Consider the following 13,168-nt stretch of genomic DNA (forward strand, 5'->3'; position numbering starts at 1 on the left):
ATCAAATATAATCTACATAACCTTAACTAAAACTTCTTATTTTAACAACCACAACTTCTATTAAAATTCCATAATAATATCTAATTGCTTGGGATTTCTTATTTGAAGCTACTTTTATCTCTTCTCACCTTTTCTTCTATTTCACATATAATATTCTAATGATAATAAGAAAGGTGGTGAAATTTATGTATCATGAACCATATTATCTAAACACCGATAATGATGCTAAAGCCTATATTCGTATTCTCCATGCTGCACCACAAGCACCTGCTGTAGATGTATATGCTAACAATAATTTAATTGCTCAAAATTTAAGTTATAGAAACTTTACCGATTACATTTCAGTTATGCCTGGCAGATACAATATTAAGGTTTATCCGGCAGGTAAAAAGAGAAATCCAGTTATAGATACTTCAGTAAATATAATAGAAAATACAATTTCTACTGTAGCTGCTATTGGTCAATCTCCTAATCTCAGTTTACTTCCTATTGAAGAACCTCGTATTCCAATAAGACCTAATAGAGCCTATGTTAGAGCAGCTCATTTATCTCCCAATGCACCTAGTGTGAATGTAACTCAAGAAAATAATGTGATCCTCTTTAGAGATATTGGCTATAAAGAAGTGACCGATTATATATCTCTAAGACCTGGTACTTATACCTTTGAAGTAAAACCTACTGGTAGTGATCAAACTGTATTATATGTCCCTAATGCAAGGTTAACAGGTAATAGATTCTATACTCTTTATATTATTGGTCTGGTTGGTGAAACTCCACCATTACAAATGTTAATTCCTCTTGACGGGAACTCCTATTTAAGATTTTGATTTATACTTAATTTAATAAGACTTAAAATGAGAGTTAATGGGTATAAAGAGACACTTTTAGGTGCTAGGTTATAGGTTATAGGTTATAGGGGTTAGTAAGGTCTTCCTACTTCCCACTTCCTAACGCCTAACTCCGAAACTGTCGCTTTATCTTTCTATAGTATTACTTTGATTTTAATGACAAATTCAAAAAATACATAAAGGCTCGAAACTAAGCTTAGTTTCGAGCCTTTATATAGAGTCTACTCCTCTAGATAAGCACCTACAATTTCACCAAAATAAAGTGTATGATAATCTTTTTGAGGATACCATTTTTGATCATATTGATCATTCAAGTTATCAGGATCCATTATCTGCTTAAACTTAATCTTACATTCATAGTGTAGATCACACCCTTTTATGATTGGAGTATCTACTTCTTGACCTGGCTGAATTGATAGCTTACATTCGCTAAACTTATCATAATCTCTACCTGACTTAGTTCCACAAAACTTTAATTCCTCCTTAAATTTACCTTTAAAAGGAATACTTACTGTAAATTCATCACTGTTCTCTATTAATTTATATGTATAACGTGAATCTCTAACCATCACCATAAAAACTGATGTACCCCAGATATAAGCAATACTTCCCCAGCCAATGGTCATAGTGTTTACTTCATCTCCAGATTTAACCGTTAAGAAAGCACCTTTACTTAAAGCTTGAGTAGCCTCTTTAATATATTCATCATAAGCAATCTCCTTCAATCCTATACCTCCCTAAATAATATTATATCTTTTACCTATTTATATTATTTATAACAAAGAGATTATGATTTAATCTCAGATAACATTTTACCTCCAACACCAACATTCTCAGCTGAGTTCTCTTTAATTAAGATAGAAAAAGAACTCTCTGGAATAGCTGTAATCTCACTAGCTGTTTTAGTGAATTCAGATATTAACTTAGCTTTTTGTTCCTTAGTTAATTTTGGGCCTTCCATAGTGATAATTGGCATATTAAATCATCCTTTCTTGTTGATTATATGATTACTTTTATTATATCAATTCATTTCTAATTATTAAAATTTAATATTAAAAAACTTTATTTTAATTAAATTCAACAACAAAGCTCAACTCAGTAAAAACACTCGTCTATATTATATCTAAATACAATATCAAAAATAACAAGAATAATCCTATCAATAATACCACTGTAGAAATTTAGACTTAGTATTTATTATAAAATATAATTCTGCTTATCCAAAGTTAATGATTAAATATATTATAATTGATTATAAATATTATAAAGAATATTTCATATAACGGTTGAAGTAAACTTTAGAACATTAATCTTAAACCACACAAGCTTAATTGATTAATAAAACATTTATAAAATACAAGTTATATAAAAGTTAACTTTTAAAGTATAATCTAATTTAATTATGGGCTTATTTAAAATTAGAATTAAATCTCAAAAAAACACCACTGTTACTTTATTAGTAACAGTGGCATTTTTTAAATTATTATTTATTTTCTATATAAGTATGGGCAATATCAGCAGATTGATCACTAATATGTTCTAACTTCTCTAGAGTTTCTAAGTAAATAATAGCTGCTCCTGGTACACAACTACCTTTACTAAGTCTTTTCATATGTTCTTCTCTATATTGTAATTGTAAATCATCAACATATTGTTCAGACTTAATTAACTCTGTTGCAAATGAAAGATTTTCTACATCTACCAATCTATATGTCTTTTCTAATATCTCTAATATAATATCAAAGATATTTTCTACACTATCTTGGGCATCTTTAGAAAATTCATTTTTACTATCTGAAAGTTCAATTAGCAATTTAGCTAATGAGTCAGCATCATCAGCAACACTTTCTATAGCATCAATTATAATAAAATACATATCGATCATTTTAATATCTTCTTCTGATAATCCCGCTTGAGGTATCTTAGTCAAGAAGACTAATAATTCTTCCTCTAACTCATTAATAATTTCTTCTTTCTTCTGAATAGATTTAATCAAGTCTTTATTTTCAGTTCTAAATGCCTCTTTTGCATCACTAACCATATCAGAAGAAATTTCTAGCATTCTTGCAACTTCATGCTTGAGTTGTTGTGCAGCAACACTAGGAGTTTCTAGCATTCTCTCATCAAGATAACTCAAACCACGTTTAATATCCTCATCTTCACCTGGTACAATATAATTTACTAACTTAACTATAAATGGTACAAAAGGTAACCAAATAAGAGCATTAATAATATTAAATGCAGAATGAGTATTAGCTATCATTCGAACCGAGTTAACTTCATGTCCTGCACTTAAAGCTCTATTAGTAAAGAAATCCTGTAGAACACCTGTAAAGTTTGGAATAATATATAAAACTGTTAAGAAAACTAAAGAACCAATTACATTAAATACGGTATGGGCTGCAGCAGCACGCTTAGCATTTCGATTAGTTCCAATACTTGATAATATAGCAGTAATAGTTGTACCTATATTATCTCCTAAAAGAATTGGTACAGCAGCATGATAGTCAATTACACCGACAGATAATAAACTAATTAAGATACCAATACTAGCGCTACTACTTTGTACCATTACTGTCATAATAGTACCCACTAATACTCCTAAAATAGGAGATTTACCAAAAGTTCTCATAGCATGCACAAAAGCTTCAGAATCCCTTAATGGCTTCATTGTATCCTTCATAATTGTCATCCCTAAGAACAAAATACCAAAACCTAATAGAACTTGTCCTAAATGTTTAGTTCTATCCTTTTTACTAAATAAATATAAAACAGAACCAATAGCAATTGCATGTAATGAATAATGACTTAATTTAAAAGAAATTAATTGAGCAGTAATCGTTGTTCCTATATTAGCACCTATTATTACTCCTATAGATTGTTTTAAAGTCATTAACCCTGCATTAACAAAACCTACTACCATTACTGTAGTTGCACTACTACTTTGAATTATAGCAGTTACACCAGTTCCTACTAATACCCCAGCCACACGATTAGTAGTTAACATCTCTATTAATCTCTTTAACTTACTACCAGCAGACTTTTGTAAGCCATCTCCCATCTGCTTCATTCCATAAATAAAAAGCCCCAAACCACCTAACAAAGAAAATATCATTTCTAAAGACAAGCAAAATCTCCCCTTCCCAAGTATAAAATCAAAAATAAAAAAGTCCCAAACATACTTATTTTTCGACAAAAAATGACGAATTCCTCTTAAATTAATAAAATTTATAATTGAAATATATGTAAATCTCATTAAATCTAATTAACTATAAATTTTAAAAATCATAGAAAAATTTAAAATAAATAATACATTCTTATAAAGCCATACAATTAATATTATATCATTTTTTTAATTTTGGTCAAGCTAATAACAGTTTATTAATCTTATCAAAAATAATAAAAACCTATATTATCATTTTCAAATGACAATATAGGCAAATTAAAAGCTATTCTGTTATATCTATAATTGAATCGTAAAGTATATCTAACATCTCTACTAACTCATCTTTTCTACTACATAAGGGAGGCATAAAAACAACAACATTGCCTAAAGGTCGAATAATCATTCCCTTTTCTCTTGCTGCCATACAGACTTTAACTCCTATTCTTTCCTCCCATGAATACTCTTCTTTGCTCACTTTATTCTTAACTAGCTCTATTCCTATCATCAACCCTTGTTGGCGAATATCACCGACATGACTTAGTTTCTTAAAAGATTCTAATTTCTCTTTAACCAACTCAACCTTATCTTGCATCTCTTCAATGATCTCTTCTTCTTCAAATAACTTTATATTGGCTAAAGAAACTGCTGCAGCTAATGGATTTCCTGTAAAAGAATGTCCATGAAAGAAGGTCTTCTGACTTACATAGTCATCATAAAAAGCATTATAAATCTCATCAGTAGTTAAAGTAGCTGAAATAGGTAAGTACCCACCACTAATACCTTTAGCTACTGTCATAATATCTGGACTAACCTCTTCATGTTCACAAGCAAACATCTTCCCAGTTCTACCAAATCCTACAGCCACTTCATCAGCAATCATTAGTACATTATATTTATCACATAATTCCCTAACTTTAGCAAGATAACCTTCTGGAGCTGTAATCATTCCTCCAGCACCTTGAACCAATGGCTCTATCACTAAAGCTGCTATCTCTTTATGTTGCTTTTTTATCATCTTTTCTAATTCTTTAATACAGCTGAAGTTACATTTGTCTTTCTCCTCTTCAAAAGAACACCGATAACAATAAGGCGAAGGAGCTTTAAGACTATCAAATAACAATGGTCTGTAAATTTGATGGAAAAGATCAACTCCTCCAACACTAACAGAACCAACTGTATCACCATGATAAGCATTCTTTAAGGTAATAAACTTATTCTTAGCTCCATAATTTCCATCTATTTGTTGCCAATATTGAAAAGCCATCTTCAAAGCAATCTCTACTGCCGTTGACCCACTATCTGAATAAAAGACCTTATTCAATCCGCTAGGAGTAATTTCTACTAATTTCTCTGCTAATTCTGTTGCTGGCACACTAGCTAAACCTAGCATAGTAGTATGAGCAACTCTATCTAACTGCTCTTTAATAGCTTCATTTAGCTCTTTCTTCTGATGTCCGTGAACATTTAGCCAAATAGATGAAACCCCATCATAATATTCATTTCCTTCAGTGTCATAGAGTTTAACTCCTTCTCCATACTCTATAATTAATTGATCATTCTCTACCCACTCTTTCATCTGAGTAAAAGGTTGCCAAACATACTTTTTATTCTTCTCTAGTAACGATAATTCTTCTGTCATCTTTTTCCTCCCTATTATATATATACAAATAATATTTCTATATTGCCATCATAAATATCTTTAAAGATTTATAATAAAACAATTTTTGGCCACTAATCACACAACTCTTCATGAATTAGTTCAAAAGAGCTTTAAAATTTATGGTTATATTTAATACTTGATGAATTTGTATTAATATAGACAAACAACTCTAAAAAGAGGTTTAAAACCTTATTTTGACCACTATTATACACGAATGGACACTAATAAAAGATTAAAAACTTTTGAACATTTATTTTTCTTATTCGTGGGTATTCACCCCAAGAGTACTTCCTCAGAAAATAAAAATCAATTCTTCGGGTTTGAAAACACAACCCTTCGCGGGATTTTAATTTCTAAGGTCCTTCTTCAGGGCGCGTGACCATTCGTGGTTTCAAAATTTTGAGTTTACTTTTATTTCACTTTGGGATTAAACATCTATATCTAAATAAATTTTTGAACTTTTATTTTTAAGATCTTTTTTATCTATGTTAATCCGTTGTTATCAATTTTTAGCATTATATATTTTTTCAATTATCAATTGTAAATTGTACATTGTCAATTATCTTTTCCATATTAACATGATCCTCAAAAATCTTAGCCAAATCTAACTTTTTAGAACTGCTATTCAAATCTTCTATGTAAGGAATTATCCCTAAAATCTCTACATCTGCTAATTCAGCAATCACCTGTGGATTTGTCTCTTCTGCAATTCCGGCTTCCTCTTCCTTGAATCCATTAATGATCACACCCAATACTTCAATTCCTAATTGTCTAGCTAATTTTACCGTTAAGACTGTGTGATTAATTGTCCCCAAATTGGGTCTAGCTACAATAATTAATGGTAGATCCAACTTCTTGATTAAATCAGGTATCAAAAAATCTTTAGTTAAAGGAACCATCAAACCACCTGCTCCTTCAACAATTAATCCTCGATGTATAGTTAATAATTCTTCATAAGCTCTATCTACCTTAGTCAAATCAATTTCTATTCCTTCAACCTCAGCAGCTACACTTGGAGCCAAAGGCTCTCTTAAGCGAATTGGATTCATCAAATCATAATCTGTATCTAAATCTACAAAAGGTAATACATATTCAAGGTCTGGCGATAATATTTCACCATCCTTCTCAATAAAATCAGTTTGAAATGGCTTCATTAAGCCAATATCATGACCTCTTTCCCTCAAAGCAGCCAATAATCCAGCTGTAACAACTGTCTTACCTACATCAGTATCTGTTCCTGTAATAAAAAGTCCTCTACTCATTGTTAACCTCCTTATAAAAGATAAATTTAAAATTTGCTCACATATTACTTATATAGACACAGCATGTTTACTTAGGAAAGTAAGTGATATATTGAGCAACAACAAATTAAAATAAATACTTACTACTTACTCCCCTAATCCTAAATCTTTAATCATCTGTAAATCTTCTGCTGTTTCTCTTCCTTCAGTAGTTAAATAGTTCCCAATTAATAAACCATTAACACCAGATAAAAGACTTAGTGATTGTAAATCCCGTAAGTTATTCTCTCTTCCTCCACATAACTTGATTACCTTGGTAGGTAAGATAAATCTAAAGATAGCTGCAGTCTTTAAAGTCTCCATCGGTGCTACTGGATTATTCCCATATAAAGGTGTTCCTTCAACAGGATTTAGAATATTGATTGGTACTGAATCAACATCTAACTCCTTAACAGTAAAAGCTAAATCTACTCTATCTTCAAAACTCTCTCCTAAACCGATAATTCCACCACTACATACTTCCATACCTCTTTCTTTTAAGAACTTAACAGTATTTAGTCTATCCTGATATGTATGAGTAGTACAGATCTCTGAATAATAACTTTCGGAAGTCTCTAAATTATGGTTATATCTCTTAAGCCCTACATTAGCCAACTTCTCTGCCCGCTTCTCATCTAAAGTACCTAAAGAAGCACAAACCTCTAAATCAGTCTCTTCTCTGATCAATCTAAAAGCCTCTATCAACTGCTCAAAATCTTTATCACTAACAACTCCCCGTCCACTAGTAACAATCCCAAAATGCTCTGCTCCACTACCTTTCATCTCTTTTGCTCTAGCCAGAATATCCTCTTTAGCCATTAATGGATAAGTAACAGTCCCGGTATTATAATGAGCCGATTGGGAACAGAAAGTACAGTCCTCTGAACAACTACCAGATTTGGCATTAACAATCGAGCACAAATCTACTTTTTTACCAATAAATTTATTCTTAATCTCATTAGCTGCTGCTAATAATTCCATTGTTCTACTTTCATCTAAATTCACTAAATACATTGCCTCTTCTTTAGTAATACTCTCTCCAGTCAAAACCTTCTTCTTCAATTCCTGTATCATAATATCCTCTCCTTTGTTAGTTAACTCATTTAAATAAAGGTTAACAATATATTTAAAATTTTTTTACATAGTTATTTATACTATATATAAAATAACACCTATTGTCAACTTTTAGTTTTGATAGTTAACAATAGGTGTTTCAATATTAGAAGCTGATAAATAAAAATCTAAGTAGTTAATAAATTAAAATTTTCTAGTAACAGATAACCCAAATTCCATATCAAATCTCTCTGTTTGACCATTTGAATCTTCATCATCATATTCTCTCTGTCCAATATTCATTTCAGGGGTATATGAAAGATCTATTGTTGTTAATTCATCATATTTATAACCCAAACCTATATTTACTGTTTTAATTGAAGGAAGAGAAAATTCTTTGCTATCATAATCTCTGGAATGATGTTTCGACTTTATATTTCTAAACATTTCACAACTATCCCCAATTCTAACTGTTAATTTATCAGTAACTTCCTTTTCTACTCCCCACTTTAAATTGATGCTAGTGGTTTCTTCAAATTCTTCCAAATATCCTAATTCTTCATCTTTACTATGCTCTAATTCAAAGGCATATGCTAATAATGTATCTTTATAATTTATATTTTGACCAATTGTTAATTTCTGACTTAAATTCTTATCTCCAAAATAACCAGATTCCACCTTTGACTGTTTAATTTCACCCAACAAGACTAAGTTAATTTTTGAGCTTAACTCTTTAACCTTCCTGATAAACAATGAGAAATTATCTTGAAACTTAACTTTATCATTTGAATCATCCTTTTCAATCTTCCAAGTACTGATACTTCCATCTAAAGTACTATCATCACTTAAACGATAAATAAAACCACTAGATAGATCAAAATGTTTTTGAGTAGCTTTATCTTTATCTATATCAATATCATTATATATTTGATCACTATCATAATCCTCATCATAATCTTCATCAATCTCTTTATTGTACACCATTCCTAAGCTTACACCTAAAACTAATTTTTTATTTATCCTTATTGCATCTGCTAGTCCAAGAGAATAAATATCTCTTTCCAATTCATCTTCACTTTTGTCTTTAGACAATATATCCCCAGATTCTAAATCCCTAGTCTTCCAAATTCTTGACCTATCTCTATTATAACTATCCAAGCCTAATTCTAAGCTTAATACATTATCTTTACTAAGCCTATAAATAAATGTGGGAGAAGCCAAAATACCTATTCTATCTGATTTATATTTACTCCTCCTCTCTTCTCCCTCGCTCTCATCATTATAATAATCTTCATCCTCATCCTTTGATAAAAATAAGTTAAAATCTAAAAACATCTTATTCTCTTCAATATTATATAATTGAGCTGGATTTAATTTGATATCAGTAGCTTCATCAGCTATTATTCCTTCTAGCCCTCCTAAAACTTTTATTCGATTCGAGGTAGCTCCAACAAGTGAATTATTCATTGTTAATAATGTCAAAACTAGAATAACTATTATACTACTTTTTTTCATTTTTACCCTCCTGTAAATTACATGTTTTTGATATAATGTAATAATTAAACAACAGAAGGTGAAAATCCTCTCTTTTTATGGGAATATATTAATATATTTGGATAAAATTAAATTTTTAACTTTCCTATAGCCTTCTTCAACTCTTTAATTACATTATCTTCTTTCTCCTTGGCTAAAGTTTTTTCTAATTTATCTAAAGCCGCCTTATCACCAATCTCCCCTAAAGCCCAAGCTACATTAGCTCTAACTATCGGCTTAGGATCAACTAGAGCTTCTAAGAGATATGGTACTGCTCTATTATCCTTTAAGTTTCCTAAGATAATAGCTGCATTACGCTGAATTGGTCGTTTACCCCTCCAATTCATTGGAGTAATCATAAACTTCTCTTTATACTCTTTATTAGTCAAGGTTAATAGAGGGGCTAATTCAGGATAAGCATCTAAATTTTGAGGTCTAAATTCCTGGTGGTCACCCACTTTTGCTCTTTGATTATGGGGACAGACACTTTGGCAACTATCACAGCCCCATAATCTATTCCCCATCTTCTTCCGTTGCTTTTCATCTAGATATCCCTTACTTAAGGTAATGTAACCTAAGCATTTACGACTATCCAAAGTATAAGCATCTACCAAAGCTCCTGTAGGGCAAGCATCTATACACCTTCTACAATTACCACACTTATTCTCTATAGCAGAATCATACTCTAAATCTAAATCAGTGATTATCCCTCCTAAGAATATCCATGAACCATATTCAGGATTGATAATACTACAGTTCTTACCTTGCCAACCAATTCCCGCTCTTCTAGCCAAAGCTCTATCAACAGTAGGACCTGTATCCACAAACTTGAATACCTCTGCCTCCTGTTGCTTACTTTTAATAAATTCCACCAATTCATCTAGTTTATTACCTAGCACATGATGATAATCCTGTCCCCAAGCAAATCGAGAAAGACTTCCCCTAAGTTCTTCTTTGGCCTTATTTCTACTTTCACTTATATATCTATCATCTACACTATAAGAGATAGCACACACAATTACTGAGCTAGCCTCTGCTAGTACTTTTTTAGGATCACTTATCTTTTCTAAATCATCATTAACAAAAGTAGATAAGTACTCTTTCTCTTTAAGCTCTATTAAAAATTCCTTTAATTCTGGAAAAGATTCGGCATCAGTTATCTTCATATCATCTATGCCCATAGATTTAGCATAAGATTTTATTTTTTCTGTTATATTCATAGTGTAGTCCTCCTTTCTATTTATTTTAGCACAGTATTCTAACTTTCTAAAGCAGGCTAATTTATAATATAAAAAGAGACAGCATAAGCTGCCTCTCTAATTATCTTCTTTTTTAGCTTTAATAAAAAAGTCATCATCTGCATGTCCGCCTTTAGTCTGACAATTATAATTATTCTCTCGTAAAATATTTAGGATTTCATCAGCTTGATGAGCATCTTGTCTTTCTAAAGTAATAGATAAGTGTTGTCCTGCTTCCATATCAGAAGCTACCTTTCTTAACTTTGCCAACTCCGCTTTAGTGATTTCTGGTCTAAAATCAAGCGATATATATCCCATATCACACCACCTTAATTTAAGAGACATATTTCATCCTTATTCTAAAATTATACTTCTTCAATAGCATCTGTAGGGCAAGAATCGATAGCATCCTCAACTTCTGCTTCTAACTTTTCTGGTACATGATCAGTCATAGCAAGAGCTTTTTCATTGTCATCCCATTCAAAAACAGCTGGTACAGAGTTTACACATAATCCACAACTGATACAATCATCTGCTATTACTTGTACTTTCATTCTATCCCATCCTTTCTTATTATAAATTCCTCCTTAGTATTGCAACTTTTCAAAAGAATTATTCACTCTCACCTCACAGTCCATTAGTCTAATTCATAAAATAATCTAAAACTAAAGATTGGAGGATATAGATGATAGATAAAACTTTTTTACATAAAGTTAGAAATCAAATTATCGGTATTAATACTAAGGTGCCCCTAATAAATGGAAAGAGAATAAAGTATATCAACTTCGATAATGCAGCTAGTACTCCCAGTTTTAAAAGAGTTGCTTATAAAGTAAAAGAATTCCTGTACTGGTACTCTAATGTACATCGTGGAACAGGATTCAAATCTCAAATTTCCACCAAAATATATGATGAAGTACATGATCTAGTTGCAAATTTTTTTGGAGTAGATACTAAAAATAATACTATAATCTTTGTTAAGAATACAACAGAAGCAATTAATAAACTATCAAATAGCTTGAACTTATCATCTAAAGATATTATTATAACAACTCCCATGGAACATCATTCTAATTTACTTCCCTGGCGAGATAAATCAAAGGTAATATATATAAATTTAGATCAAGATGGAAGATTAGATTTAGAGGATTTAGAGGAAAAATTAAAAGAATATAAAGATCAAATAAAACTTGTTGCAATTAGTGGTGCTTCCAATGTTACTGGATATATCAACCCAATTCACAAAATTGCCAAATTAGTCCATAACTATGATAGTAAAATCTTAGTTGACGCAGCTCAATTAGCACCCCATCGCCCAATTGATGTAAAGGACGATACTAGCTCAGAGCATATAGATTACCTCGTTTTCTCTGCACATAAGCTTTATGCTCCTTTTGGTACAGGAGTTTTAATCGCTCCCAAAAGTACCTTCGCAGGAAATAAACCAGACTATACAGGGGGAGGAACAGTAAAAGCAGTTACTTTAGATGATGTTATCTGGGCAGACTTACCTGATAAAGAAGAGGCTGGTACTCCTAATATAGTAGGAGCATTGGCATTAGGGGAGAGTATTCAACTGCTTAATGAATTAGAATGGGAAAAGATAATTCAAAATGAGGATTACTTAAACAACTATACTTTAAAACAATTGCGAAAGATTGATGAAGTAATACTTTATGGCACAATGAAATCAGATACTACAACTAATCAGGTTGGAGTAATACCTTTTAATATTAAAGGAATAGAAAATACTTTAGTTGCCTCAATTTTGGCCAATGAATTTGGAATAGGTGTTAGAAATGGCTGTTTTTGTGCACACCCTTATATCCATCATCTGTTTGGTCTGAGTAATGACGAGATAGCTCGAGTGAAAGATGATATTGCTAAGGGAATTTATACCCATAAATATGGTTTAATTAGAATCAGCTTTGGCTGCTATAATACCTTAGCAGAAGTTGATCGTTTAATCTATGCTGTAAAAGATATTATAGCAAGAAAGAAAGCAGGAATTGATTTAACTACTAATTATGAATTTGATAGTAAAAAAGCAGAGTATAAACCTAAAAACAATATAAATTATAGCAAATATTTCAAATTATAACTCTATTTGAATATATATTAGATTTGATTTATAAATAAAAAGGAAATTTAGTATTAATGTAGAATAAAAAGTAAAAAGAATATTATTTAGGAGGTTTTTATAATGGCTGAAATTAGATATTGTGAACTATGCGAAAGGAATGTAGAACCTACAAAAAAATTCAACTGGCTTGTATTTATATTTTTATGTGGACTATTTTATATTCCTTTTTACCTTTTGAAAGATAAAAAATGTCCACTTTGTGGTTCAACTCATTTCTCTGCTCCTAAGAAAAAAGGCTAAGAACTGT

At 30.9% G+C, this 13,168-nt stretch carries 13 protein-coding genes; 3 read left to right on the top strand and 10 right to left on the bottom strand.

What is annotated here, in order from left to right; all coding sequences use genetic code 11:
* Positions 1 to 185: 185 nt before the first annotated feature.
* The gene (locus OREMA_RS0104230) at positions 186 to 827 is read left to right on the top strand and encodes a DUF4397 domain-containing protein (protein WP_018248031.1); all 642 of its coding nucleotides are present in this window, start codon (positions 186 to 188) and stop codon (positions 825 to 827) included.
* A 242-nt stretch (positions 828 to 1,069) separates the two neighbouring features.
* Here OREMA_RS0104230 and OREMA_RS0104235 read toward each other — a convergent pair whose 3' ends face one another.
* From OREMA_RS0104235 to OREMA_RS0104280, 10 genes are all read right to left on the bottom strand, one after another.
* Positions 1,070 to 1,573 (bottom strand): flavin reductase family protein, encoded by a 504-nt coding sequence (locus tag OREMA_RS0104235; RefSeq protein WP_018248032.1) that lies wholly within the window; start codon positions 1,571 to 1,573, stop codon positions 1,070 to 1,072.
* A gap of 62 nt (positions 1,574 to 1,635) precedes the next feature.
* Positions 1,636 to 1,824: a 4-oxalocrotonate tautomerase DmpI gene (gene dmpI / locus OREMA_RS0104240; RefSeq protein ID WP_018248033.1), complete on the bottom strand. Its 189-nt coding sequence runs from the start codon at positions 1,822 to 1,824 to the stop codon at positions 1,636 to 1,638.
* Positions 1,825 to 2,331: 507 nt separating this feature from the next.
* Positions 2,332 to 3,975, bottom strand: coding sequence for a Na/Pi cotransporter family protein (locus OREMA_RS0104245; protein ID WP_018248034.1), 1,644 nt, complete (start codon positions 3,973 to 3,975; stop codon positions 2,332 to 2,334).
* A gap of 322 nt (positions 3,976 to 4,297) precedes the next feature.
* Positions 4,298 to 5,653, bottom strand: coding sequence for an adenosylmethionine--8-amino-7-oxononanoate transaminase (gene bioA, locus OREMA_RS0104250; RefSeq protein ID WP_018248035.1), 1,356 nt, complete (start codon positions 5,651 to 5,653; stop codon positions 4,298 to 4,300).
* Positions 5,654 to 6,201: 548 nt separating this feature from the next.
* Entirely contained in the window at positions 6,202 to 6,936 is a 735-nt protein-coding gene (gene bioD, locus OREMA_RS0104255; protein WP_018248036.1) for a dethiobiotin synthase, read from the bottom strand.
* Between the two features lie 126 nt (positions 6,937 to 7,062).
* Positions 7,063 to 8,028: a biotin synthase BioB gene (gene bioB, locus OREMA_RS0104260; RefSeq protein WP_018248037.1), complete on the bottom strand. Its 966-nt coding sequence runs from the start codon at positions 8,026 to 8,028 to the stop codon at positions 7,063 to 7,065.
* A gap of 183 nt (positions 8,029 to 8,211) precedes the next feature.
* Positions 8,212 to 9,522, bottom strand: coding sequence for a hypothetical protein (locus OREMA_RS0104265; protein WP_018248038.1), 1,311 nt, complete (start codon positions 9,520 to 9,522; stop codon positions 8,212 to 8,214).
* A gap of 107 nt (positions 9,523 to 9,629) precedes the next feature.
* On the bottom strand, positions 9,630 to 10,760 hold the full coding sequence (gene queG, locus OREMA_RS0104270; protein ID WP_018248039.1) for a tRNA epoxyqueuosine(34) reductase QueG: 1,131 nt from the start codon (positions 10,758 to 10,760) through the stop codon (positions 9,630 to 9,632).
* A gap of 96 nt (positions 10,761 to 10,856) precedes the next feature.
* Positions 10,857 to 11,096 (bottom strand): hypothetical protein, encoded by a 240-nt coding sequence (locus tag OREMA_RS0104275; protein ID WP_018248040.1) that lies wholly within the window; start codon positions 11,094 to 11,096, stop codon positions 10,857 to 10,859.
* Between the two features lie 47 nt (positions 11,097 to 11,143).
* Complete coding sequence (locus tag OREMA_RS0104280; RefSeq protein ID WP_018248041.1) at positions 11,144 to 11,332, bottom strand: ferredoxin; 189 nt, start codon at positions 11,330 to 11,332, stop codon at positions 11,144 to 11,146.
* Between the two features lie 131 nt (positions 11,333 to 11,463).
* On the opposite strand from OREMA_RS0104280, the gene OREMA_RS0104285 reads away from it, so the two are divergent.
* Together OREMA_RS0104285 and OREMA_RS0104290 are read left to right on the top strand one after the other, a co-directional pair.
* Complete coding sequence (locus OREMA_RS0104285) at positions 11,464 to 12,879, top strand: aminotransferase class V-fold PLP-dependent enzyme (protein ID WP_018248042.1); 1,416 nt, start codon at positions 11,464 to 11,466, stop codon at positions 12,877 to 12,879.
* A 102-nt stretch (positions 12,880 to 12,981) separates the two neighbouring features.
* Entirely contained in the window at positions 12,982 to 13,161 is a 180-nt protein-coding gene (locus OREMA_RS0104290; RefSeq protein ID WP_018248043.1) for a hypothetical protein, read from the top strand.
* Positions 13,162 to 13,168 lie beyond the last annotated feature (7 nt).

Origin of the sequence: Orenia marismortui DSM 5156 (assembly GCF_000379025.1) — a bacterium.
Classification (GTDB): domain Bacteria; phylum Bacillota; class Halanaerobiia; order Halobacteroidales; family Halobacteroidaceae; genus Orenia; species Orenia marismortui.